We start from the raw sequence: 23,872 nt of genomic DNA on the forward strand, positions 1-23,872 counted from the left end.
AACGCTACTCGTTCCACGTTACCCCGTCGCGCTCGGTCAGCGCGACGCTGGCGTTCGGCCCCCAGCTTCCCGAGGGATAGGGCTTGGGCGCGGTGCCATTGGCCTTCCACCCGTCGCGGATCGCGTCGATCCACTGCCACTGCGCCTCTACCTCGTCGCGGCGGACGAACAGCGTCGGATCGCCTTCGATCAGGTCGAGCAGCAAGCGCTCATAGGCGATCCGCCGCCGCGTGCCCGCGAACGCGGTGGTCAGCGACAGGTCGAGCGGGACTTCGCGCAACCGCACCCCGTCGCGGTCGAGGCCGGGTTCCTTGGCCATCACCAGCAACCGGACATATTCCTCGGGCTGCAACCGGATCACCAGCGTGTTGGGCTGCAACCGCCCGCCGCGATCGGCGAAGATCGAATGCGGCACCGGCTTGAACTGGATCGAGATTTCGGAATGGCGGTCGGTCATCCGCTTGCCGGTGCGCAGGTAGAAGGGCACCCCCTGCCAGCGCCAGTTGTCGACATGCGCCTTTACCGCGACGAACGTCTCGGTATCCGAATCCTTGCCCAGCTCCTCGTCATAGCCGCGCACGATCTCGCCCTTCACCGCGCCGGCGTCATACTGGCCGGTGACGGTGTGGGTGCCGACCTCGGCCGGCCCGATCGGGCGGAGCGAGCGCAGGACCTTGACCTTTTCGTCGCGGATCGCGGTGCCGTCGAACTTGGCGGGTGGCTCCATCGCGATGAGGGCCACCAGTTGCAGCACATGGTTCTGCACCATGTCGCGCAGCGCGCCGACCTCGTCGTAATAGCCCGCGCGGCCTTCCAGCCCGACCGTTTCCGAAATGGTGATCTGGACATGGTCGATGCCGCGCGCGTTCCACACCGGCTCGAACATCGCGTTGCCAAAGCGCAGCGCGAGGATGTTCTGGACGGTTTCCTTGCCCAGATAATGGTCGATCCGGTAGGTCCGCTCCTCGGGAAAGCCGGCGGCGACCAGATCGTTGATCTCGCGGCTCGACGCGAGATCCTTGCCGAGCGGTTTCTCGAGACTGATCCGCACGTTCGGCCCGGCGAGGCCCGCGCCCTGCAACCCGGTGATCGTCGGCCCGAACAGCCATGGCGCGGTCGACAGGAAGATCGCGAGGCCACCCGAGATGTCGCCCAGCTTTTCGGCCAAGACGCCGAAGCCGTCGACGTTCGACGCATCGAGCGGCTGATAGTGCAACCGCGCGAGGAAGGCGTCGATCGCGCTCTCGTCCTTGCGGTCGTCGCTCAGGAATTCGTCGAGCGCGTGGCGCGCGAAGGCGCGGAAACCCTCGTCGTCATGCTCGTGGCGCGCGGTGCCGGTGATCGTCAGCCCCTGCGGCAACAGCCCGTCGGCATGCAGCCCATAGAGCGAGGGGAGCAACATCCGCTGCGACAAATCCCCCGTCGCGCCGAACAACAGCAGCTTCGCTACCGGTTGCCTCGTCATGCCTGCTCCTTGGTCCAATCGTCGCTCGTGCGCGCTCCTAGCAGCCAATTTCGCAAACGCGAAGGCGGCATAGGTATGCGACTTGTGAAAACGATTGTCTGGCAGGGGCCGGTCTTGTGCCGAACCCTCGTCATTCCCGCGAAGGCGGGAATCCATACACGCCAACGGTCCGGAAAGGGTCGAGGCGGCAGCGTGTATGGATTCCCGCCTTCGCGGGAATGACGAGGGTGAATACGGCCGCCTCAGCCCCGAACATAAGGACGGACCCCACCCCGAAACCCCGTCATTCCGGCGCAGGCCGGAATCCACGGATACAAGCCGGTGCGCCTCTTGCGATGCGTGCCGTATCCATGGATTCCGGCCTGCGCCGGAATGACGATCCTACTCACGCTACCGCTCGGCAGATCAGCGGACGTCCAGAACGTCCCCTTACAACACCAACCCGGCAGTCTGGTCGAACCCGGCCATCAGGTTAAAATTCTGCACCGCCGCGCCCGCCGCACCCTTGCCCAGATTGTCGAGCGTCGCGATCAGCCGGGCCTGTCCCGTCTCCATATTGCCGAACACCCGGAGCGACAGCCGGTCGGTGCCGGCATCCGCCTCGATCTCCACCACCGCCTCATCGCCCGGCAATACGCGGACGACCGGCGATTCGCGGTACGCATCCTGCAACGCCTGTTCCATCGCGGTCAGGCTCGGCCGCCGCTGGAACGCGAACAGCGGCAACGGCACCTCGACCACCATGCCGCGATAGGTATCGACCACGGCGGGGGTGAACAGCGGCGGATGGGCGAGCCGCGCGTGGCGCTGCATCTCGCCGACGTGCTTGTGCGCGAGACCGAGGCCATAGCCGCGATACGCCGTGTCGGCACCGCCACCCTCGAACTCGGCGATCATCGCCTTGCCGCCGCCAGAATAGCCCGACACCGCGTTGACGCTGACCGGCCAGTCGTGCGGGATCAGCCCGGCGCGCACCAGCGGCCGCACCAGCGCGAGGAAGCCGGTGGGATAACAACCCGGGTTCGACACGCGCATCGCCGTGGCGATCGCGCCGGGCTGCGACGGTTCCAGCTCGGCCATGCCATAGGTCCAGCCATCGGCGGTGCGGTGCGCGGTCGATGCGTCGATCACCCGCGTGGTGTCGTTGTCGATCAGCGCCACCGCCTGCCGCGCGGCATCGTCGGGCAGGCACAGGATCACGAAATCGGCGGCGTTCAGCGCGTCGCGCCGCGCCGCCGGGTCCTTCCGCTGCGTGTCGTCGAGCGTGATGAACTCGACGCCCGCGCGCCCGGCCAGCCGGTCGGCGATCTCGAGGCCGGTGGTGCCGGCGGCACCATCGATGAACAAACGGGTCATGCGGGGCGTCTCCGAGCAAGTACGGGGCCGAACCGGTCGAGCGCGGCGATCGGCTCGACCGTCACGCTGCCATCGGCATGGATCGCGGTATCGCCGTCGACCAGCATCGCGACATGATCGGCAAAGAACAACAGGTCGCCGCGTCGCAGCGGATCGCCGCCGGCCAAGGCCACGCCGAACTCGGCCGCCTGCAAATCGACGAAGCGGGCAGGGGCCTCGCCATTGATGCCATGGGCAAGGAACACCAGCCCCGCCGCATCGACCCCGGCACCCGACCGGCCACCCGCCACCACGGCCACGTCGCGCAGCGCCAGCGCCGCCGCCACGGCATCGCCCGACAGGTCGGACAGCGCGCGCAGGTGATCGGCCGGCGCATAGCCGCCATCGACCTCGGCCCAGTCGCCCGTTACCGTCGCGGCGACGCGCGCGCCCATCGGCAACGGCATCGGCAGGGGGGTAGCGGTCGAGCGGTCGGCGTAGACCACGCTCTCGCGCACCACCACGATATGGCTGACGGCATATTCGCCGATCAGCGCGTCGCGCGCGACCAGCCCGACGCTGCCATCGATCGGCGAGCGACCCCAAGCGTGGGTCGAGGTGAATTCGAGGACGTCGAACGGCTCGCCCGGCAGCAGTTGCGAGAGGACAGGGCCGCCCGCGCTCGTCGTCACGTCGGTCATGCGCCCCACGCTGCGCCGTACCGCCACCGCATAATGCGGCGCGAACACTCGGTCGGCGAGACGAATGTCGGCGAGGTCGCGCCGGACCGCCTCGGTCCGCCCGTCGAGCCGGACCGATCGCCCGCGCAGCGCGAAACGGCTACGCGGTGGCGTGTCGCCGATTGAAGTCGCCGACTCCGTCGCCGTCCATGAACTGCCCGAACTCTGCAAGAAAATTGGCCCCTTCGCTCGTCTGCGCGACGAAGATGTTGCGCTTGTCGGCGTCGTCGCGTTGACGGCGCAGATAGCCGAGCGTGCCCAGTCTGTTCAAGGCGCGTGTCACGACGGGCTTCGACACGTTCAAGGCGCGCGCCAGTCCGCGCACGGTATGCGGTCCGGGCTGGAGGTAGACGATCATCATCAACGCCATCTGACGGTTCGTCAGATCGGGTTCGCCCGACCGGACGTAATCGACGAGCCCGTCCATCCATTTCTTGAGCAACGCAGCTTGGAACATCACTGGAACCTAACGTTCAAAACGACCGTACGGCGGGGTCGGAAACAGGAACGTCGCAGTCGCGCGCTTAGTTTCCCGTTCGATACGATTATGTTACGGATGTACGTTCAGGTGCGCTGCGGAAACGGTCGAACCGATGCCGCCGGTCGGCCGGGTTCGCAAAGGCAGGTTGGATCACGCCGAGACGCGGAGGCGTCCCGCCTGCCGCAAGCGTGGCGTGCAGGCCTTGGCCGGCGTCATCACGTCAGGCACCCCGGACCCAGATCGTGCAGCGGATGATTTAGTCCCCCAACGCCCACCCGCCACCACCGGAGTCGCAAGGTCGCGCTCAACCCATGGGCGCAACTCCACCTTCCTTGCTTCAGCGCCCGCCCGAAACGATAAGAAGCCTGTCCGGCATCTCCATGATCCGCCCGACCGGCCGCGTCCCAAAAGCGCCCTGCCGTTTGGCATCGTCGATCCCGCAACCGCGGCACCGGTGCCTTGAGCGTAGACTTCCGCGCCCGAAACCGAGGCTTCGGTTGCACCCAAGCGACCCAGGGCAAACAAAACACTTCCCGGGAATCACCCCGAACGGTCATCGAGTCGTATAAACTTCGCACCCCGGGGAAGCCGCCCCGGCGCACCGCCGGCGTGTGATCCATCCGCATAGAACCGTCGCCCCGGCGAAAGCCGAAGCCTCAGGCGACTCCCGTCGCGCGCTGTTCTCGGAAGATCCCGGCCGTGGCCGGCACTATGTGAAAGGACCAGCCCCCGGAACCGGCCGTCACGTACCAAAGTTTACACCGCCGACAAAACCGGCGTGCCCCGAACGGCAAACGGCCGGACTGTCGCCAGCCCGGCCGCCTGCGTGACGATCGCTCGTCAGCCCCCTTGTCAGCCACCGCTTCTACGCCCCTTCCCCCCTTCCAGGGCGGAGCCGGTTGGCCTCCCCGAACCGTGGCCTGTTGTGCCTGCGTTTCGTGAGGTCTTCGATACGTGTCCGAACTGTTGCTGTCACCAGCCCAGCGACCCTGTGCTTACGCTTTCCTTCACCATGTGTTCATTGTGCAACAGCCGCCCTTGCGGGGGGGGCGGGGCGTACCTACAGCGACAGGCGAACCGTATTTGTCAGGACCAGAACCACCCCCATGCTGCTGTCGCGCTACGAGCGGATGATCGCCCGCCGCTATCTGCTGCCCGGTCGGGGGGAGGCGTTCATCGCGCTCGTCGCCTCGATCAGCCTCGTCGCGGTGATGCTCGGCGTCGCCGCGCTGGTCATCGTCATGAGCGTCATGAACGGCTTCCGCGCCGAACTGTTCGACAAGATCGTCGGGCTGAACGGCCATGCCATCATCCAGGGCTACAACAACCAGTTGCCCGACTGGAAACGCATCGCCGCCGAGGCGCGCCGGACGCCCGGCGTCACCAGCGCGACCCCGCTGATCGAACAGCCGCTGTTCGCGACCTACAACGGGCGGTCCGAATTCATCCTGACCCGCGGCATGCGCGTCGAGGACATCCGTTCGACCCCGACGATCCGCGACAATGTGAAGCTGGGCTCGCTCGGTCCGGTGACGGCGGGCAGCGGCAACGTCGTCATCGGCTCGCGGCTGGCGCAGGCGCTGGGCGTGACGGTCGGCAGCGAGATGACGATCATCAGCCCGCAGGGGCCGACCACGCCGTTCGGCACGATGATCCGTCAGGTGCCCTACCGCGTGGCGGCGATCGTCGAGGTCGGTGTGTATGATTACGACAAGGCGTTCGTCATCATGCCGATCGAGGATGCGCAGCAACTGCTCCTCACCGGCGACTCGGTCGGCATGATCGAGATCGAGACGAACGACCCCGACGACATCGACCGGATCATGGCTCCGTTGCGCGAAAAATTCGTCGCGCAGGCGCAGGTGTCCGACTGGCGGCAGCTCAATTCGGAACTGTTCCAGGCGTTGTCGGTCGACCGCATCGTGACTTTTACCGTATTGTCGATCATCATCCTGATCGCGGTCTTTAACATCCTGTCGTCGCTCATCATGCTGGTGCGTGCCAAGACGCGCGACATCGCGATCCTGCGCACCATGGGCGCGACGCGCGGCGCGCTGCTGCGCATCTTCATGACGGTGGGCACCGCCATCGGCGCGCTGGGCGTCGGGGCGGGGCTGGTGCTGGGCTTCGTGTTCCTCGCCTTCCGCCAGCAGGTGGTCGCCGGGATCGGCAAGGTGACGGGGATCGAGATATGGGACCCGACGATGCGGTATCTGACCGAACTGCCGTCGAAGGTCGATCCGGTCGAGATCGTCGGCATCGCGCTTACCGCGCTGCTCTTTTCGTTCCTCGCCACGCTGTATCCGGCGTTCAAGGCGGCCAATACCGATCCCGTCCAGGTGCTGCGCTATGACTGAAGCCGTCCTCGAAACCCGCGACCTCCGCCGCAGCTTCACGCAAGGGGAGGCGACGATCGACGTCCTGCGCGGCGTGAACCTGCGCGTCGCGCCGGGCGAGATCGTGGCACTCCTCGGCCCCTCCGGCTCGGGCAAGTCGACGCTGCTGCAAGCGGTCGGGCTATTGGAAGGTGGCTTCAAGGGCGAGATTCTGGTCTGCGGCCAGCAGGTCGCTCGCGCCAGCGCCAACGGCCGGACCGAGGTCCGCCGCGACCGGATGGGCTTCATCTATCAGTTCCATCATCTGCTGCCCGATTTCAACGCGCTGGAAAACGTCGTCCTGCCGCAGATGGTGCGCGGCAGCCACCGCAAGGACGCCGACGCCCGCGCCACCGAACTGCTGACCGCGCTTGGCCTCGGCAACCGCCTGACCCACCGCCCCAGCCAGTTGTCGGGCGGCGAGCAGCAGCGCGTCGCGGTCGCCCGTGCGCTCGCCAACCGTCCCGCACTGGTGCTGGCCGACGAGCCGACCGGCAATCTGGACGAGGCGACCGCCGATGTCGTGTTTGCCGAATTCCTTCGGCTGGTGCGCGGGCAGGGGTCGGCGGCGCTGGTCGCGACGCATAACGAACGCCTCGCCGCGCGGATGGACCGGGTGGTGCGGCTCCACGACGGGGTACTGGCATGACCGACCTCCACGCGTTGCCGGTCACGGCCGCCGACGGCACCACGACCACGCTGGAGGCCTGTCGCGGGCAGGTGCTGCTGGTGGTCAACGTTGCCTCGAAATGTGGCTTCACTCCGCAATATGCCGGGCTGGAGGCGCTGCACCGCCGTTATGGCCCGCAGGGCTTTGCGGTGCTCGGCTTTCCCTGCAACCAGTTCGGCGGGCAGGAACCGGGCGACGCGGCGGAAATCGCCAATTTTTGTTCGCTGACCTACGACGTGAGTTTCCCGCTCTTCGCCAAGGTCGACGTCAACGGCGCGGATGCCGCCCCGCTGTTTCGCCACCTCAAGGCGGCGGCGCCCGGCGTGCTGGGCAGCGAGGGGATCAAATGGAACTTTACCAAGTTCCTGATCGACCGCACCGGGCAGGTCGTGAAGCGCTATGCTCCTACCACCAAACCGGAAGAACTGACCGCCGACATCGAGCGGCTGTTCGGCTGAACCGCCGCCGCCCGGTTGATCGCGGGCGACGTGTCGCCTATGTGCGCCGCTTCACGGCCGTGCGCGGTCGCACCAACTTCGGAAATGTTCCCCGCCCATGTTCACCTTCCTGCTTGTCGTCCATGCGATCATCGCCGCGTTGCTCGTGACGGTGATCCTCATGCAGAAGTCGGAAGGCGGCGGGCTGACCACGGGCGGCAGCCCCTCGGGGCTGATGTCGGCGCGCGGCGCGGCCGATTTCCTGACGCGGGCGACGGCGGTGCTGGCGGGACTGTTCATCACGATGAGCATCGCGCTGGCGGTGATCGCGGCGAATCGCGGCACGGGCACGATCGATACCTCGCTCGCGCGGCCGACGACTCCGCCGCCGGCCGCGACCGGTCCGGTCAATCCGGCCGCCGATCCGGTTGGCAATCTGACCGGGGCCGACAACGGCGCCGTTCCGCTCGTCCGCTAAAACCCTTATCCATCAACCGGTCCGTCGTATTTCGCGGGCGTGGGGGCAACCCCGCGCTTGGCGGCGATGGCGTTCGACGCTAGGCGATTTCTCCCATGGCGCGGTATATCTTCATCACCGGCGGCGTGGTCTCGTCGCTCGGCAAGGGCCTCATGGCGGCCTCTCTCGCAGCACTCTTGCAGGCGCGGGGCTACAAGGTCCGCATCCGCAAGTTCGACCCCTATCTCAACGTCGATCCGGGCACGATGTCGCCCTATCAGCACGGTGAGGTCTATGTGACCGACGACGGGGCCGAAACCGACCTCGACCTCGGCCATTACGAACGCTTCACCGGCGTCGCGGCGCACCAGTCGGACAACGTCACCTCGGGGCGCATCTATCAGACGATCATCCAGCGCGAACGGCGCGGCGATTATCTGGGCGCGACGGTGCAGGTGGTCCCCCACGTCACCGACGCGATCAAGGCGTTCGCGCAGGCCGATACCGTCGACGACGACGGGCAGGACCTCGACTTCGTGCTGTGCGAGATCGGCGGGACAGTCGGCGACATCGAATCGCTGCCGTTCATCGAGGCGATCCGCCAGTTGAAGAACGAACTGGGTCGCGGCCGCTCGATCAGCATCCACGTCACGCTGGTGCCGTACATCGCGGCGGCGGGCGAGCTGAAGACCAAGCCGACGCAGCATTCGGTGCGCGAACTGGCGGCGCTGGGCGTGCAGCCCGACGTGCTGGTGTGCCGTTGCGAAAAGCCGCTGCCGGCCAGCGAACGCGCCAAGATCGCGCTGTTCTGCAACGTGCCCGCCGCCGCCGTCATCCCCGCGCTCGACGCATCGAGCATTTATGCGGTGCCCGAACAATATCATGCCGAGGGCCTCGACGCCGAAGTGCTGCGCGCGTTCGGCATCGAACCCGGCGACGCACCCGACCTGTCGCGCTGGTCCGACATCATGGACCGGTTGCAGAACCCCGAGGGGCAGGTGACGATCGGCGTGGTCGGCAAATATGTCGGGCTGCAGGACGCCTACAAGTCGCTCAACGAGGCGCTGGTCCATGGCGGCATCGCCAACCGGGTGAAGGTCAACATCCGCTGGATCGACGCCGAACTGTTCGAGGGCGACCACGATACCGTCGCCGCCGAACTGGAGCCGTGCCACGCGATCCTCGTCCCCGGCGCGTTCGGCGAACGCGGTGCCGAGGGCAAGATCGCCAGCGTCCGCTTCGCCCGCGAACGCCGCGTGCCCTATTTCGGCATCTGCTTCGGCATGCAGATGGCGTGTATCGAGGGGGTCCGCGATCTGGGCGGCGTTCCGCATGCGTCGTCGACCGAATTCGGCCCGACCGAGCAACCGGTCGTCGGCATGATTACCGAATGGATGACCCCCGAGGGTATCCAGAAGCGCGAATCGGACGGCGATCTGGGCGGTACGATGCGGCTGGGTGCCTATGAAGCGTCGCTCGCCGGCAATTCGGTCGTCGCCTCGATCTATGGCGGCACGACGATCAGCGAACGCCACCGCCATCGCTACGAGGTGAACACGGGATACCGTGAGATGCTCGAACAGGGCGGGCTGGTATTCTCCGGCATGTCGCCCGATGGCATGCTGCCCGAGATCGTCGAGCGCCCCGACCATCCGTGGTTCGTCGGCGTGCAGTTCCACCCGGAGCTGAAGTCAAAGCCGTTCGACCCGCACCCGCTGTTCGCCAGCTTCATCGCGGCGGCGGTGAAGCAGTCGCGGCTGGTCTGACCCGTTCGCCTGTCGGTCCGACGTAGGCGTGGGAAAAGAAGGTTGGTTCACGCGGAGGCGCGGAGGAGACGCGGCTCCCCACTAGTTGCGCGCCGCAGGCGACATCGACCTTGGCGCTGCCGGATACGAGAGCGACGCTGCCGCGTCCGATACACCTCCGCGCCTCCGCGCCTCCGCGTGAACCAGCCTTCTGCTGCTACATGCACCACAAAGCAGAACGGGCACCCGGACCATCGTCCGGGCGCCCGCCCACGGCGCGCAAGGGGAAACGCGCCGTAGCGCTTACGCGGCCTGCGCGGTGTCGTTGGCGATCACCGGCGCGGCAGGCGTTTCGTTGCCGATCGCCACGCGGCGCGGCTTCATCGCATCGGGAACTTCGCGACGCAGGTCGATCGTCAGCAGCCCGTCGGCCAGATCGGCCGCCTCCACCACGATGAAATCGGCCAGCTCGAAGCGCCGCTCGAAGCTGCGGTTGGCGATGCCCAGATGCAGCACGGCGCTCTTCTGCGCGTCGGTCTGCTCCGCCTTGCGACCCGACACGACCAGCAGATTCTGCTGCGCGGTGATCTCGACCTCGTCGCGCTTGAAGCCCGCGATCGCCAGCGTGATGCGATAGCGATCCTCGGCGACGCGCTCGAGATTGAACGGCGGATAATTCTCGCCCGCATTGGTGCGGGTGTTGCTTTCCAGCATGTCGAACAGCCGGTCGAAGCCGACGGTCGAACGGCGGTAGGGGGTGAAGTCGAAGCTACGCATGTCAAATCCTCCAATCGAAGCGATGTGAACGTCCTCGGCATCCGTCATCACGCGATACCGGTTCGTGAGCGACCCGAATGGCATCGCTCGATAACCGATATGGTTCGGCCACGATCGGCTTCAAGGCACTCGCGTGAACAATTCAACCTTCATGGGGCGCAACTGCTTCTTTCTACCAAATCCCTATAGGTAAAATAGGGTATTGGCATAAGCAGAACCGATCAGGGGGTCTCCATGCGCCGTTTCCGTTCGTTCGCTGTGCTGAGCGCAGCGACCATGTTCACGCCCGCCGCCTTTGCCCAGGCAGGCCCGCCGGGGCAGTTGGCGATGCTCGTGCCGCCCGCCGCACCCGTGACGGCGGCCGCGCCGGCGGACGACCCGGTCGAACCGGTGGTCGACCAGCGCAATTCCGGCGACATCGTCGTCACCGCGCGCCGGCGCGAGGAGAATGTGCAGGACGTGCCGGTCGCGCTGTCGGTCATCGGCGGCGCGCAACTGGAAGCGCAGGGGACCTACAACCTCAACCGGCTGACGCAGTTGCAGCCGACGCTCCAGTTCTTTTCCACCAATCCGCGCAACACCTTCATCAACATCCGCGGCATCGGCGCGCCGTTCGGGCTGACCAACGATGGGTTCGAGCAGGGCGTCGGCATCTATATCGATCAGGTCTATTACAACCGTATCGCCGCCGCGACGCTCGACTTCGTCGATGTCGAACGGATCGAGGTGCTGCGCGGGCCGCAGGGCACGCTCTACGGCAAGAACACCACCGCCGGCGCGATCAACGTCACCACCCGCGCGCCGAGCTTCGCGTTCGAGGGACGCGCCGAAGTGTCGGTCGGCGATTATAATTTCAAGCAGGCCAAGGTTTCGGTGTCCGGTCCATTGGCCGACAATCTCGCCGCGCGGATCAGCGTGTCGAGCACCGACCGGCGCGGCACGATCTATAATGTCGCCACCGGCCAGTGGATCAATTCGCAGGACAATCTCGGCGTGCGCGGCGCATTGCTGTGGAAGCCGACCGACAGTCTGAACGTGACGCTGGCCGGCGATTTCAACGTCCAGGACCCGATCTGCTGCGGCCAGATCTACGCTCGCGTCGGCACGACGCAGCGCGCCGCCAACCGGCAATATGCCGCGCTGACCGCGCTGTTCCCCGGCTACCGCGTGCCCAGCACCGATCCGTTCGACCGTGTGACCGATCTCGACGCGCAACTGCGCGCGCGCAACGAGATGGGCGGCGCATCGCTGCGGGCCGAATGGGATGTCGGTTCGGGCACCGTCACCTCGGTCACGGCGTGGCGCTATTGGGACTGGCAACCGGCCAACGACCGCGATTTCACCGGGCTGCCGGTCTATCTGCGGGTCAACAACCCGACCAAGCAGGACCAGTACACCCAGGAACTGCGCTATGCGCATGAGGGGACCGGTTACGACTTCGTCGTCGGCGCGTTCGGCTTCTATCAGAAGATCCACACCACCGGCGTGCAGGAAACCGGCACGGCGGCGAGCGCGTGGCTGCTCAACCCCACCAGCGCCTTGTCGCGCAACCCGGCGGTGCTGAACCGGGTAATCGCCGAGAACGACATCCGCCTCGACAATCTGAGCGTCGCGGCGTTCGGCAAGCTCAACTGGCACGCGACCGATGCGCTGACGATCTCGCCGGGCGTCCGCGTCAATTACGATCGCAAGAGCGGCCTCTATAATTCGGTCGTCACCGGCACCGCGTCGGACGGCACGCGACAGGTGGTCAGCAGCACCCCGGGCAGCCCCTATTACAACGATCCGTGGACGGCAGCGCAGCGCGGGGTGCAGGCGTCGCAGTTCTTCGAGCCGAAGTTCAGCGCGTGGAACCTCTCCTACGACCTGAACCTCGCCTATGAGGTCACGCCCGACGTGCTGACCTATGCGACCTATGCGCGGTCGTTCAAGACCGGCGGCATCAACCTGAACGGCGTGCCCAGCCGTGCCGACGGCACGCCTGCGCTCGACGTGGCGCAGATTGATCCCGAAAAGGTCGACCATCTCGAGCTGGGGCTGAAGACCCAGTTCTGGGATCGGCGGATCACCTTCAACGTCGCCGGCTTCTGGACGATCATCAAGGATTTCCAGGCGAGCGTCATCAGCAACGTCAGCGGCATCAACGTGCTGCGCGGCTATCTCGCCAATGCCGACCGGGTGCGCTCGCGCGGCGTCGAGGCGGATTTCTCGATCCGGCCGTCCGATCGCCTGAGCGCCTATGCGAGCGGTGCGTTCACCGATGCGAAGTTCGTCCGCTTCGTCGATGCACCATGCCCGCCCGAACTGGCGGGCGGCGGCACCGGCCTGCCGGTCGGGGCAGCAGCGACGCCGGGGGCGAACAGCCCGGCCAACTGCAACGTCTCGGGCCAGTGGCTGCCGGGCATCTCGAAATGGGCGTTTTCGTGGGGGACCGAATATGCGCTTCCCGCCAAGCTGCTCGATCGCGATGGCAAATTCTATGTCGGCTATGACGCCAATTATCGCTCTAAATTCTCGTCCAACGCCTCGCGGTCGGCCTATACAGACATCGACGGTTATTCGATCCACAATTTCCGGGCGGGCTATCGCACCGGGGAGTTCGATATTTTCGGCTGGGTGCGCAATGCGTTCGACCAGAATTACTTCGAATCGCTCGCCGTCACGCCGGGCAATACCGGGCTGATCTCGGCGCAACTGGGCGATCCCCGGACATGGGGCGGTACGGTCAAACTGTCTTTCTGACGGGGAAAACGGGCCGGTGTCCTGCACCGGCCCGTTCGCGGTTCAGGCTTCCTTGCGGTCCGACAGCGCGCTGACGATCGCCACGATCCCGCCGAACAGGAAGCTTGCGCCAAGGATATAGCCGGGCAGGGTCAGCGCCGACCATGGCACCGTCGTATAGAGTGCGATCGCCAGCAAGACGTTCAGCGCGCCGAGGACCAGCATCGGCCAGCGCAGTCGCCGGAAGCGGAAGGCGACGATCAATTCCATGACGCCGCGCACGCCGAGCCACAGGATGACCATCAGCGTCAGCGACAATGCTCCGCCGACCGGCATGAGGATCATATACCCGCCGGCGAGCACCGAGAGCGCCCCGAACAGGATCGAATAGGCGCGGTGCCCCTGGCGGTTGCGAAACCCCGCCACCAGCGAGGCGATGCCGCCCGCCAGAAAGAAGAAGCCCACGACCAGCGTCGCCGCCAGCGTGGCGGGGAAGGGCGCGGCAAAGGCGAGGATGCCGACCAGCACCGATACGATGCCATAGGCAAGGGTCCAGCCCCATCCGGCCGGAGCGATACGGGTGTCGCGGGCGAAATCGGTCATGCTTGTCCTCCTGTTCCGGCCCGAACGGGCGCGGCGGACGGGGGTTCCGTCGCACCCGCACTGGTCGAATCAGGATGCCGGGAGTAGGCATGCGGCATGTCGCATTCCGGGTTCGTGCCGCTCCGCATCTTTTCGTCCTACACCATGCTGGAAGGCGCGATCGATCCGAAGGCGATCGCCAAGACCGCGCGCAAGCTGAATTTTCCCGCCGCCGGGCTGACCGACCGCAACGGCCTGTATGCCGCGATGGCCTTTTCGGACGGGTGCAAGGATTCGGGTGTGCAGCCGGTGGTCGGCACGCTGCTGGCGGTCGCGCGACCCGATCACCCGGGCGATGTCCAGATCGACTGGCTGGCGCTCTATGCGCAGAACCCGACCGGTTATGACAATCTGTGCGCGCTGGTGTCGATTGCACACCTCGACCGGCCGGTCGAAATCCCGGCGCATGTTCCGCTCGAGGCGCTGGTCGGGCGCAGCGAGGGGCTGATCGCGCTGACCGGGGCGGGCGACGGCGCGCTCACCCGGCTGTTGGGCGAGGGGCAGACCAAGGCGGCGCATGCCTATGCCGACCGGTTGCAGGCGCTGTTCGGCGACCGGCTCTATGTCGAGCTGGCCCGTCGTGGCGAGGTGGTGGAGGAACGTGCCGAGGCGGCGCTGATCGACCTCGCCTATGCCCGCGATCTGCCGCTGGTCGCGACCAATCCGTGCTGCTTCGCCGAACCCGATTTTCATGACGCGCACGACGCGATGCTCTGCATCGCCTCGTCGAGCTATGTCGTCAGTGAGGACCGGCAGCGCTCGTCGCCCGAAGCATGGCTGAAGCCCGCGCCGGTGATGCGGACGCTGTTCGCCGACCTGCCCGAAGCGCTCGCCAACACATTGGTCGTGGCGCAGCGCTGCGCGGTCGCCGCCCCCAAGCGCAAGCCGATCCTCCCCAGCCTTGCGGGCGACCGCGAGGGCGAGGCGCAGAAGCTGCGCGTCGATTCGCGCGCCGGGCTGGTCGACCGGCTGCGCAAGATCGTGGCACTCGACGCCGGGCTGGTGCAGGCCGAGGTCGCGGTCGCGGAACCGGCACCATGGGAGGATGCGCCGACCCCGGCCGAGGTCAACGGCACCGTGCCCGAGATTTCCGAAGCCGAGTTGGTCGAGCGCTTCCCCGATTACTTCGCCCGGCTCGACTTCGAACTCGACGTCATCTGCCAGATGGGGTTTCCCGGCTATTTCCTGATCGTCGCCGACTTCATCAAATGGGCTAAGGACCATGACATTCCGGTCGGGCCGGGCCGTGGTTCGGGTGCGGGTTCGGCGGTCGCCTGGGCGCTGACCATCACCGATCTCGATCCGATCAAGCTGGGCCTGCTATTCGAGCGCTTTCTGAACCCCGAGCGCGTGTCGATGCCCGACTTCGACATCGATTTCTGCGAAACGCGGCGCGGCGAGGTCATCCGGTACGTCCAGCAGAAATATGGCCGCGACCAGGTGGCGCAGATCATTACCTTCGGGAAGCTGAAGGCGCGCGCGGTGCTGAAGGACACCGGCCGCGTGCTGCAAATGAGCTATGGCCAGGTCGATCGCCTCGCCAAGCTGGTGCCCAACCATCCGACCGATCCATGGACGCTGACCCGCGCGCTGAACGGCGTGTCGGAACTGCACCAGCAATATACCCGCGAGGACGACGTCCGCCGGCTGCTCGATCTGGCGATGAAGCTGGAGGGGTTGCCGCGCCACTCCTCGACCCACGCCGCCGGCGTGGTGATCGGCGACCGGCCGCTGAGCGAACTGGTGCCGCTCTACCGCGATCCGCGCTCCGACATGCCCGTTACCCAGTTCGACATGAAATATGTCGAGGGTGCCGGGCTGGTGAAGTTCGACTTCCTCGGCCTGAAAACGCTGTCGGTGCTGAAATTCGCGGTCGAGCTGCTGGCGCGGCGTGGGGTGGTGGTCGATCTCGACAGCCTCGGCTGGGACGACGAGGCGACCTACGACCTGCTCAAGCGTGGCGATACCGTCGGCGTGTTCCAGTTGGAATCGGAGGGCATGCGCCGCACGCTGACGGCGGTGCGGCCGACCAACTTCGGCGACATCATCGCGCTCGTCTCGCTCTATCGCCCCGGACCGATGGACAACATCCCGATGTTCGGCGCGCGCAAGGCCGGGCGCGAGCCGATCGTCTATCCGCACGACGCGCTCGAACCGATATTGAACGAGACCTACGGCATCTTCGTCTATCAGGAACAGGTGATGCAGGCGGCGCAGATCCTCGCCGGCTACAGCCTTGGCGGCGCGGACATGCTGCGCCGCGCGATGGGCAAGAAGGTGCAGGCGGAGATGGACGCGCAGCGCTCGATCTTCGTCGAGGGCTGCGCCAAGGTGAACGGCATCAAGGAGGCGAAGGCCAACGAACTGTTCGACCTGATCGACAAGTTCGCCGGATACGGATTCAACAAGAGCCACGCCGCCGCCTATGCGCTGCTCGCCTATCAAACCGCGTGGTTGAAGGCGCATCATCCGCACGAATTCTTCGCCGCGTCGATGGCGTTCGACTATGCGCAGACCGACAAGCTGGCGATCTTCGTCGACGATATGAAGCGGCTGCGCATCGACTGCCTCCCGCCGTGCGTGAATGCCAGCGACGCGACCTTCGGCGTCGAGGCGGTCGGTGACGGGCTGGCGGTACGCTATGCGCTGTCGGCGCTGAAAGGCGTGGGCGAGCGCGCGATGGAGCTGATGGTGGTCGAACGTGCCGCCAACGGACCGTACAAGTCGCTCGACGATTTCGCCGCGCGGGTCGATCCCAAGCTGCTCAACAAGCGCCAGATCGAAACGCTGGCGGCGGCCGGGGCATTCGACTGCATGCACGCCGACCGGGCTGGCGTCCACGCGCTGGCCGATACGCTGATGGCGACGGCCCAGCGGACCGAGGCCAATCGGACGAGCGGGCAGGGCGGCCTGTTCGGTGAGGCGACCGGTGCCGCCGAAGCGGCGATCCGGCTGCCGGATGTCCACTGGTCGCTGACCGAGGCGATCGCGGCGGAAAAGGATGCGTTCGGCTTCTATTTCTCGGCGCATCCGCTCGACCGTTATGCCCATCTGGCGAGCGCGCACGGCGCGCGGCAGATCGCCGATCTGGCGTCGACGGCGGTGCCCGAAGGCGGGCGGGTCGGCGCGACCGTGGCCGCGCTGGTCGAGGATGCCCGCTGGCGGACCTCGGCGCGGGGCAAGCGGTACATGATGGCGACGCTGTCCGATGCGTCGGGGCAGGTGCCTGTCACCTGTTTCGAAGATGATCCTTCTGCCGCGCTGGAAGCGGCGGGCAAGATCGGCGGTTGTGGACTGTTCACCCTCGAACTCGATCGCCGCGCGGGCGACGAAAGCGCGCGGGCGACGGTCAAGGCGATCAAGCCGTTCGACATGATCGCGAAGGACGTGCGGCTGCGGCTCGACCTGACGATCGACGATGCCGTGGCGTTTCCGGCCCTTGCGGCGCTGGTCGATGGCGAACGCGGCGGACGGAGTGAAATCTGGGTACAGGCGCCGGCGGACGGTGGAATCGAAGCCTGGGTATGCCTCGGCCGGACCTATCGCATCGATGGCGAGCTTGCCGAACGCGCGCGCAGGTTGCAGGGTGTGACCCATGCGGCGTTCGACACGGTGAAGGCACCGCTCGCCGCCGTGGGTTGAGCGCGCTGTCCCCCGCGCTCATCGGTTAAGGAGAGCGTGATGCTGGGCGGGATGCAGGACTTCGAGCTTCGGGTGCCGCGACTGCTCGACCATGCCGAACGCGAGCATGGCGCCCGCGAGATCGTCACCCGCTGGGCCGATGGCAGCGAGAGCCGGACCGACTGGGCCGGGATCGCCCGCGACGCGCGGCGGCTGGCGCAGGCGCTGGCGGCGATGGGGATCCGCCCCGGCGACCGGGTGGCGACGCTGGCGATGAACCATGCCCATCATCTGGTCGCATGGTACGGCGTGATCGGGATGGGCGGGCTGATCCATACCATCAATCCGCGGCTGTTCGACGACCAACTGGCCTATATCGCGACTCATGCCGGTGACCGGGTGCTGCTCCATGACCGTGCCTTCGCTCCCATTGTCGAGCGGATGCGGTCGCGCTGGCCGACGATCGAGCGCTATGTCGTGATGGACGGCGACGGCCCCGACAGCCTGCGCGCGCTGATCGAGGCGCAGGACGGCGATTATGCGTGGGTAGAAGGAAGCGAGCGCGAGCCGTGCATGGTCTGCTACACCAGCGGCACGACCGGCGATCCCAAGGGCGTGGTCTATTCGCATCGCTCCAACGTGCTGCATGCCATCGCCGAGCTGCAACCGGCCGAGTTCGACCTGTCGAGCCGCTCGGTCTGTCTGCCGGTGGTGCCGATGTTCCATGCGGTCGGATGGGGCCTGCCGTTCGCCGCCCCTGCTGTGGGGGCGAAGCTGGTATTGTCGGCGGTGAACGATGCGGGGGTGCTGTGCGAGTTGATGAACCGCGAGCGCGTGACCCATTCGGCAGGGGTGCCGACGGTGTGGTTCGCGATGTTCGAGCATATCGACCGCACCGGCACCCGGCCCGAACATCTGAAGATCGTCACCATTGGTGGATCGGCCGCGCCACGTGCGATGATCGAGCGGATCATGGGCATGGGCGTGCGGGTCAACCATGCGTGGGGCATGACCGAGACGTCGCCGATCGGCACGATGGGTGCGCCCAGTCTCGACTGGGATGACCTCAGCTTCGAGGCACGGGTCGATCAGGTCTGTCGACAGGGCAAGGTGCCGTTCGGCGTCGAGCTGCGCACCGTCGACGACGCCGACCGGCTGCTGCCGCGTGATGGGGTAACGTCGGGCCGGTTGCAGGTGCGCGGACCATGGGTCATCAAACGCTACTTCCTTGACGAAAGCGGCGATGCGCTGACCGCCGATGGCTGGTTCGATACCGGCGATGTCGCGGTGATGCACCCCGACGGCACGATGCAGATCACCGATCGCGACAAGGACGTCATCAAGTCCGGTGGCGAATGGATCAGTTCGGTCGAGCTGGAGAATGCGGCGGTCGGTTGTGCCGGCGTCGCCGAGGCGGCGGCGATCGGCGTGCCGCATCCACGCTGGGACGAACGGCCAATCCTGCTGATCGTGCGGCAGGCGGGGAGCGCGGTGGACGAGGCGACCATCCACGCCCATCTGGCCGGGCGGGTGGCGAAATGGTGGCTGCCCGATGCGATCCTGTTCGTCGAGCAGCTACCGCACAGCGCGACCGGCAAGCTGCGCAAGAACGAGCTTCGTGCGCAATATCGTGACTATCCGATTTAAAGCACGCGGTCGTCGAACAGGCCGGTCATGACGGTGGAGGCATAGAGCCGCACCGCGCGGTCGCGTTCCATCGTCGCGGCCCAGTTGCGCATGTCGAACGCCGCGTTCTGGAGCGCCATCAGCGCCTGTGCCGCGATCAGCGGGTCGACCGCGCGGACCGATCCTTCGGCGATACCGTCGCTGATCGTGCCGGCGAAGCGGCGGGCGATGCGGTTCGACCGGTCGACCATCGCCTGCCGCACGCCGAGCGGCAGGCCCGAGAGCGCGGTGGTGCGCAGCAACGGGCCCTGTTCGGCGAACTGCGCGTCGACCAGCAGCGCGATCGCGCTCGACAGGCGTTGCCAGTGGCTCCCCCCGGCGCGATCGGCGGCGCGTTGCGCTTCGCCGATCGTGTCGAAGCTGCGGCGATAGCAGGCGGTGACGAGATCGTCCTTGGCATCGAGATGATGGTAGAACGAGCCCTTGGTCACGTTCAGCTCGGATGCGATCCGCTGGACCGAGGCCCCGCGATAGCCCAGTTCGTTGATGAGCCGGGTGGCCGCGCGCAGAAAGGCGTCGCGGCCGGGTTCCTCGCTGGCAGGGGCGAGGGCGAGCGGGGCCGGGTTCCAGTGCTGGCTGAGCGCGGCGAGGCCGTGGGTGAACACGTCCATCAACCGCGCTTCGACCCGGTCGTACTGGTCGGGTTCGTAGCGATCGAGCCATACCGTCAGCCAGAAGCTGTTTTCGAGCAGGACATGGGCGCGCGCGCTGTTCAGGTCCTTGTGCGCGCGGTCGCTGTCGGGTCCCCATAGCGTGCGGGTCTTGCGGAACACGTCGCGCCAGCCGGCGAGCAGCCGCGCCTTGAACGGGTCGTCCATCGCGCGCAGATCGGCGAGGACGGCGGTCGGGCGTTCCTCGCCCGCCTCGATCCGGCGCTGGCGTTCGAAATGGATGGCGAGGAAGCGGGCGACGCGCGCCTGTGGGGTAGGCTCGGTCAGCGATTCGTCGAGCGTCGCCTGCAACCAGCCGAGCGTATGGTCGAACGCGGCGGCGGCAAGGTCTTCCTTGCGCTTGAAATAATAGGTGACGCTCGTGGTGTTCAGCCCCACCCGGCGTGCCACGTCGGCGAAGGTCATGCCCTTGGCGCTGGCTTCGTTGATCGCTTCTGCTGCTGCGGCGAGGATGGCGTCGCGCTTGGCGCGGTAGCGTTTGGTGGCCACGGGGCTGGTCGTCATAGTCGCGATCCTAGCAGATCGGGTGTGCGTCCCAACCCCCTTTTTCCGGCAATGGACGTTCATTACCGAAATCAGGGTATGGCCGGAACGGCATGCGTTGGCCGCGATGTCGGCGCGACCGATACCGTACCGGCAGCGGCCCGCCCGGAACGAACGGAATGCCCGGCGCTTGATCAGGGGATATTCCGTTGCCGAGGTGCCCGATGGCCGACATGTTGACCCCGCCGATCCGCTTCACCCCCGCGCTGGAACAGCGTGAGCCGGACGAGGCGGAGACGATCGCCGATCTGAACCGGTCGTTCGACACCATCCTCGACACGACGGCGACGGATTATGGCAAGGCGGTGCGGGCGGTACATGCCAAGGCGCATGGCATCGTGAAGGCCGAACTGACGGTCCACGACGGACTGCCGGACGAATATGCGCAAGGGCTGTTCGCCACGCCGGGCCGCCATGCGGTGTGGATGCGCTTTTCGACCAATCCGGGTGATATTCTCGACGATGCGATCGGGTTGCCGCGGGGCCTCGCATGGAAGGTGCTGGACGTCGATGGCGAGCGGCTGGCGGGGGCCGAGGGGCGGACGCAGGACTTCGTGATGGTCAACGCGCCGGCCTTCGCCGCGCCCAACCCGAAGAAGTTCGCCGGCAATCTGAAGCTGCTCGCCAGGACGACGGACAAGGCGGAATGGGCGAAGAAGGCGCTGTCGTTCGTGCTGCGGGGGGCCGAAGCGGCGCTGGAGGCGGTCGGGACCGAGAGTAGCTTGCTGAAAACAATGGGTGGGGCCAAGAACGTCCATCCGCTGGGCGAAACCTATTTTTCCGCCACGCCGTTTCGCCATGGCGACTATGTCGCGAAATATCAGGTGGTTCCGGTATCGGGCGATCTGACCGCGCTGACCGATACGGTCGTGGATACCAGCGGGCGGCCCAATGCCATCCGTGAGGATATGCAGGCATCGATGCGCGGCGCGCATGGTGTATGGGAAGTCCGCGTCCAGTTGCTGCGCGATACCGAGAAACAGCCGATCGAGGATGCCGCGACGCCATGGGACGAAGCCGACAGCCCGTTCGTCACCGTGGCAACGATCCGCGCCGAACCGCAGGATAGCTGGGCCGATGACAAGGTCGCGCAGGTCGATGAGAATCTGCGGTTCAGCGTGTGGACCGGCCTTGCCGCGCATCAGCCGCTGGGCGGGGTCAACCGGGTGCGCAAGCCGGTGTATCAGCATTCGGCGGACTATCGGAAGCGGGTCAATGGATGCCCGATGTATGAGCCAGACGCGCCGGGCAAGGCGTAGCGAAGCTACGCCGAGCCGCACTAGGCGCGTCCGGCCGGCGGCGCGAGAAGCGCCGACCGACGACACAGGCTTTGCCCGTGGCGGGCTCCGGAACTACCGGGGGACAAGAGCCGCGTCGTCAGCGTGTATGGATTGCGGCCTTCGCCGGAATGACGGAGTAGGGGGCCCGCCAATTCCCCCCAAAGTTTACAAAGTTTACACTAACGACATGGTTCGCCGGTATCTCAATACCGGCGAAGCAGTCCCGCCAGCCTGCCCTGTACCCGCACCTGATCCGGGCGATAGCGTTGTGGATCGTAGCTGCGGTTCGCCGGGTCGAGGCGGATCATCGCACCTTCGCGGCGGAAATATTTGAGCGTCGCCTCGCTCTCCTCGATCAACGCCACGACGATCTCGCCGTCGCGCGCGGTTTCGGTGCGGCGGACCAGCGCGTAATCGCCGTCGAGGATGCCGGCTTCGACCATCGAGTCACCGGCGACTTCAAGCGCGTAATGATCGCCAGCCCCCAGCAGCGCAGCGGGAACGGGGAGCGTCGCCTGCCCCTCGATCGCCTCGATCGGCAGGCCGGCGGCGATGCGGCCGTGCAGCGGCAGTTCGACCACGTCGTTGGCGGGAGTGGGAATGGCGCGCGGTGCCGCCGCCTTGACCACCGGCTTCTTTTCGTCCGGCCGGTCGGGCATCCGCAACACTTCCAGCGCGCGGGCGCGGTTGGGCAGGCGGCGGATGAATTCGCGTTCTTCCAGCGCGCTGATGAGGCGGTGGACGCCCGACTTCGATTTGAGGTCGAGCGCGTCCTTCATTTCCTCGAACGAAGGCGACACGCCGGTCGCGCGCAACCGGTCGTCGATGAAGCAGATCAACTCGTGCTGCTTACGGGTCAGCATACCATCCTCCGTCGGAACAGACGTGGAACCAATAGGAAACGTTATCCTTGCCGTCAAGCGAGTTGCAGGATTTCCGCCGAGTCGCCCGCCATTGCCGCCGGGGCATGGGGCGCGCGGATGATGAGGCAGTCCGAGCGCGCCAGCGTGCGCAGCATCGAACTGTCCTGGATCGCGGCGGTCGACACCGTGCCGCCGATCAGCGTCGCGCGCAGATAATCCTGGCGTGGGCCATTGGCGGGCAGTGGATGGGCCAATGTCGCGGCGATCGGGCGGGGCAGCGGGTCGGCCGCGCCGGCGATCCGCGCGACCAGCGGGCGGACGAACAGTATCGCGGTGATGCAGGCCGACACGGGATTGCCGGGCAGCCCCAGCACGGCGGCATCGCCCCGCCGCCCGGCGAGCATCGGCTTGCCCGGCCGGAGCGCGATCCGCCAGAAGTCGAGACTGCCCCCGGCGGCGATCAGCGCGGGCTTGACCAGATCGTGGTCGCCGACCGACGCGCCGCCGGTCGTGACCAGCAGGTCGCAATCGACCGCGCGGAACGCCGCTTCCAGCGCATCCATCCGGTCGGGCAGAATGCCGAGATCGATCCGGTCGACCGGCAGGTCGGCGAGCAGCCCGGCAAGCATCAGCCCGTTGGTTTCGGGGAGTTGATCGGGGCCGATCGCGCTGCCCGCCGGAACCAGTTCGTCACCGGTCGCGGCGATCGCGACGCGGACGCGGCGGCCGACCGGCAGCGTGCCGTGCCCGCCGATCGCGGCCAGCGCGGCGCGGGTGGGGGTGATGCGTTCCCCCGCGGCGATCAGCACCTCGCCCTCGCGAAAGTCGAGGCCGGCGCGGCGGACGTTGCCGCCGCGCACCGGGCCTTCGCCTGCCAGCGTCAGCCGGTCGCCTTCGCGAGCGGCCTCTTCCTGCACCAGCACGCAATCGGTGCCGGCGGGCATCGCCGCGCCGGTGAAGATGCGGGTGGCCTGTCCGGGGGTGACGGTGCCGGGGAAGGATGCGCCGGCAGCGGATTCGCCGATGACGTCCCATGGGCCGGGCAGGTCGTCGAAGCGGATAGCATAGCCGTCCATCGCCGACAGCGGCCGCGCGGGCTGGGTGCGCAGTGCCACGATGTCGGCGGCGGCGTAGCGGCCGATGGTGTCGGCGATCGGCAGCGTTTCGGGTCGGACGGCGCGACCGAGGGCGAGGACGCGGGTCTGGGCGTCGGCGACGGGGAGGAGGGTCATGGCGCAGCCTTTGCGGACTATAGGTTATTCACCGCCAGCGTACCCCGGCGAAGGCCGGGGTCCAGGTGGGAGACGGTCGCGATATGTCACCCGCGTTACCCGACTGGGCCCCGGCCTTCGCCGGGGTACGG

At 66.8% G+C, this 23,872-nt stretch carries 18 protein-coding genes; 9 read left to right on the forward strand and 9 right to left on the reverse strand.

What is annotated here, in order from left to right:
* Positions 1 to 4: 4 nt before the first annotated feature.
* The 4 genes from zwf to ASG37_RS11515 all read right to left on the reverse strand — a co-directional run bounded on the left by zwf (position 5) and on the right by ASG37_RS11515 (position 3,967).
* On the reverse strand, positions 5 to 1,465 hold the full coding sequence (zwf, locus tag ASG37_RS11500; RefSeq protein ID WP_055759947.1) for a glucose-6-phosphate dehydrogenase: 1,461 nt from the start codon (positions 1,463 to 1,465) through the stop codon (positions 5 to 7).
* 429 nt (positions 1,466 to 1,894) lie between these two features.
* On the reverse strand, positions 1,895 to 2,821 hold the full coding sequence (gene argC / locus ASG37_RS11505) for an N-acetyl-gamma-glutamyl-phosphate reductase (protein WP_055759950.1): 927 nt from the start codon (positions 2,819 to 2,821) through the stop codon (positions 1,895 to 1,897).
* Positions 2,818 to 3,711 carry an NlpC/P60 family protein gene (locus ASG37_RS11510; RefSeq protein ID WP_162233464.1) on the reverse strand — a complete coding sequence of 298 codons (894 nt, stop codon included), beginning with the start codon at positions 3,709 to 3,711 and terminating at the stop codon, positions 2,818 to 2,820. Before ASG37_RS11510 ends, argC begins: the two co-directional genes overlap by 4 nt.
* Positions 3,641 to 3,967, reverse strand: coding sequence for a MarR family transcriptional regulator (locus tag ASG37_RS11515; protein WP_055760554.1), 327 nt, complete (start codon positions 3,965 to 3,967; stop codon positions 3,641 to 3,643). The genes ASG37_RS11510 and ASG37_RS11515 overlap by 71 nt, the downstream gene beginning before the upstream one ends.
* Before the next feature lie 1,160 nt (positions 3,968 to 5,127).
* Here ASG37_RS11515 and ASG37_RS11520 point away from each other — a divergent pair.
* The 5 genes from ASG37_RS11520 (at position 5,128) to ASG37_RS11540 (ending at position 9,726) form a co-directional block, all read left to right on the forward strand.
* Positions 5,128 to 6,378 carry a lipoprotein-releasing ABC transporter permease subunit gene (locus ASG37_RS11520; RefSeq protein ID WP_055759958.1) on the forward strand — a complete coding sequence of 417 codons (1,251 nt, stop codon included), beginning with the start codon at positions 5,128 to 5,130 and terminating at the stop codon, positions 6,376 to 6,378.
* Positions 6,371 to 7,045: an ABC transporter ATP-binding protein gene (locus ASG37_RS11525; RefSeq protein ID WP_055759960.1), complete on the forward strand. Its 675-nt coding sequence runs from the start codon at positions 6,371 to 6,373 to the stop codon at positions 7,043 to 7,045. Before ASG37_RS11520 ends, ASG37_RS11525 begins: the two co-directional genes overlap by 8 nt.
* The gene (locus ASG37_RS11530; RefSeq protein WP_055759964.1) at positions 7,042 to 7,524 is read left to right on the forward strand and encodes a glutathione peroxidase; all 483 of its coding nucleotides are present in this window, start codon (positions 7,042 to 7,044) and stop codon (positions 7,522 to 7,524) included. The genes ASG37_RS11525 and ASG37_RS11530 overlap by 4 nt, the downstream gene beginning before the upstream one ends.
* Before the next feature lie 97 nt (positions 7,525 to 7,621).
* Positions 7,622 to 7,981, forward strand: coding sequence for a preprotein translocase subunit SecG (gene secG, locus ASG37_RS11535; RefSeq protein ID WP_055759967.1), 360 nt, complete (start codon positions 7,622 to 7,624; stop codon positions 7,979 to 7,981).
* 95 nt (positions 7,982 to 8,076) lie between these two features.
* A complete protein-coding gene (locus ASG37_RS11540; RefSeq protein ID WP_055759970.1) occupies positions 8,077 to 9,726 on the forward strand; it encodes a CTP synthase in 1,650 nt (549 codons plus the stop codon).
* A gap of 282 nt (positions 9,727 to 10,008) precedes the next feature.
* Here the strand turns inward: ASG37_RS11540 and ASG37_RS11545 are convergent, their stop codons facing one another.
* Positions 10,009 to 10,482, reverse strand: coding sequence for an Hsp20 family protein (locus ASG37_RS11545; RefSeq protein ID WP_055760558.1), 474 nt, complete (start codon positions 10,480 to 10,482; stop codon positions 10,009 to 10,011).
* Between the two features lie 234 nt (positions 10,483 to 10,716).
* Here ASG37_RS11545 and ASG37_RS11550 point away from each other — a divergent pair, with 234 nt between their 5' ends.
* Positions 10,717 to 13,224 (forward strand): TonB-dependent receptor, encoded by a 2,508-nt coding sequence (locus ASG37_RS11550; RefSeq protein WP_055759973.1) that lies wholly within the window; start codon positions 10,717 to 10,719, stop codon positions 13,222 to 13,224.
* Between the two features lie 42 nt (positions 13,225 to 13,266).
* Here the strand turns inward: ASG37_RS11550 and ASG37_RS11555 are convergent, their stop codons facing one another.
* Positions 13,267 to 13,806 carry an HdeD family acid-resistance protein gene (locus ASG37_RS11555; protein ID WP_055759975.1) on the reverse strand — a complete coding sequence of 180 codons (540 nt, stop codon included), beginning with the start codon at positions 13,804 to 13,806 and terminating at the stop codon, positions 13,267 to 13,269.
* Between the two features lie 96 nt (positions 13,807 to 13,902).
* Between ASG37_RS11555 and dnaE the strand changes: the two genes are divergently transcribed.
* Together dnaE and ASG37_RS11565 are read left to right on the forward strand one after the other, a co-directional pair.
* Positions 13,903 to 17,487 carry a DNA polymerase III subunit alpha gene (gene dnaE / locus ASG37_RS11560; protein WP_055759978.1) on the forward strand — a complete coding sequence of 1,195 codons (3,585 nt, stop codon included), beginning with the start codon at positions 13,903 to 13,905 and terminating at the stop codon, positions 17,485 to 17,487.
* 39 nt (positions 17,488 to 17,526) lie between these two features.
* Positions 17,527 to 19,113 carry a long-chain fatty acid--CoA ligase gene (locus tag ASG37_RS11565; protein WP_055759980.1) on the forward strand — a complete coding sequence of 529 codons (1,587 nt, stop codon included), beginning with the start codon at positions 17,527 to 17,529 and terminating at the stop codon, positions 19,111 to 19,113.
* Here ASG37_RS11565 and ASG37_RS11570 read toward each other — a convergent pair.
* Positions 19,110 to 20,327 (reverse strand): TetR/AcrR family transcriptional regulator, encoded by a 1,218-nt coding sequence (locus ASG37_RS11570; protein WP_055759983.1) that lies wholly within the window; start codon positions 20,325 to 20,327, stop codon positions 19,110 to 19,112. The genes ASG37_RS11565 and ASG37_RS11570 overlap by 4 nt on opposite strands.
* Before the next feature lie 212 nt (positions 20,328 to 20,539).
* Here ASG37_RS11570 and ASG37_RS11575 point away from each other — a divergent pair, with 212 nt between their 5' ends.
* Positions 20,540 to 21,625 carry a catalase family protein gene (locus ASG37_RS11575; RefSeq protein WP_055760561.1) on the forward strand — a complete coding sequence of 362 codons (1,086 nt, stop codon included), beginning with the start codon at positions 20,540 to 20,542 and terminating at the stop codon, positions 21,623 to 21,625.
* A 224-nt stretch (positions 21,626 to 21,849) separates the two neighbouring features.
* Here the strand turns inward: ASG37_RS11575 and lexA are convergent, their stop codons facing one another.
* A complete protein-coding gene (gene lexA / locus ASG37_RS11580) occupies positions 21,850 to 22,509 on the reverse strand; it encodes a transcriptional repressor LexA (protein WP_055759986.1) in 660 nt (219 codons plus the stop codon).
* A 53-nt stretch (positions 22,510 to 22,562) separates the two neighbouring features.
* The gene (locus ASG37_RS11585; protein WP_055759989.1) at positions 22,563 to 23,741 is read right to left on the reverse strand and encodes a molybdopterin molybdotransferase MoeA; all 1,179 of its coding nucleotides are present in this window, start codon (positions 23,739 to 23,741) and stop codon (positions 22,563 to 22,565) included.
* Positions 23,742 to 23,872: the final 131 nt, after the last annotated feature.

Origin of the sequence: Sphingomonas sp. Leaf407, assembly GCF_001425385.1 — a bacterium.
Lineage (GTDB): Bacteria > Pseudomonadota > Alphaproteobacteria > Sphingomonadales > Sphingomonadaceae > Sphingomonas.

Bases quoted from the DNA above. Each gene is read 5' to 3' on its own strand.
- zwf (WP_055759947.1), bottom strand. From the start codon at position 1,465: ATGACGAGGCAACCGGTAGCGAAGCTGCTGTTGTTCGGCGCGACGGGG.
- argC (WP_055759950.1), bottom strand. From the start codon at position 2,821: ATGACCCGTTTGTTCATCGATGGTGCCGCCGGCACCACCGGCCTCGAG.
- ASG37_RS11515 (WP_055760554.1), bottom strand. From the start codon at position 3,967: ATGGACGGGCTCGTCGATTACGTCCGGTCGGGCGAACCCGATCTGACG.
- ASG37_RS11520 (WP_055759958.1), top strand. From the start codon at position 5,128: ATGCTGCTGTCGCGCTACGAGCGGATGATCGCCCGCCGCTATCTGCTG.
- ASG37_RS11525 (WP_055759960.1), top strand. From the start codon at position 6,371: ATGACTGAAGCCGTCCTCGAAACCCGCGACCTCCGCCGCAGCTTCACG.
- ASG37_RS11530 (WP_055759964.1), top strand. From the start codon at position 7,042: ATGACCGACCTCCACGCGTTGCCGGTCACGGCCGCCGACGGCACCACG.
- secG (WP_055759967.1), top strand. From the start codon at position 7,622: ATGTTCACCTTCCTGCTTGTCGTCCATGCGATCATCGCCGCGTTGCTC.
- ASG37_RS11540 (WP_055759970.1), top strand. From the start codon at position 8,077: ATGGCGCGGTATATCTTCATCACCGGCGGCGTGGTCTCGTCGCTCGGC.
- ASG37_RS11545 (WP_055760558.1), bottom strand. From the start codon at position 10,482: ATGCGTAGCTTCGACTTCACCCCCTACCGCCGTTCGACCGTCGGCTTC.
- ASG37_RS11550 (WP_055759973.1), top strand. From the start codon at position 10,717: ATGCGCCGTTTCCGTTCGTTCGCTGTGCTGAGCGCAGCGACCATGTTC.
- ASG37_RS11555 (WP_055759975.1), bottom strand. From the start codon at position 13,806: ATGACCGATTTCGCCCGCGACACCCGTATCGCTCCGGCCGGATGGGGC.
- dnaE (WP_055759978.1), top strand. From the start codon at position 13,903: ATGTCGCATTCCGGGTTCGTGCCGCTCCGCATCTTTTCGTCCTACACC.
- ASG37_RS11565 (WP_055759980.1), top strand. From the start codon at position 17,527: ATGCTGGGCGGGATGCAGGACTTCGAGCTTCGGGTGCCGCGACTGCTC.
- ASG37_RS11570 (WP_055759983.1), bottom strand. From the start codon at position 20,327: ATGACGACCAGCCCCGTGGCCACCAAACGCTACCGCGCCAAGCGCGAC.
- ASG37_RS11575 (WP_055760561.1), top strand. From the start codon at position 20,540: ATGTTGACCCCGCCGATCCGCTTCACCCCCGCGCTGGAACAGCGTGAG.
- lexA (WP_055759986.1), bottom strand. From the start codon at position 22,509: ATGCTGACCCGTAAGCAGCACGAGTTGATCTGCTTCATCGACGACCGG.
- ASG37_RS11585 (WP_055759989.1), bottom strand. From the start codon at position 23,741: ATGACCCTCCTCCCCGTCGCCGACGCCCAGACCCGCGTCCTCGCCCTC.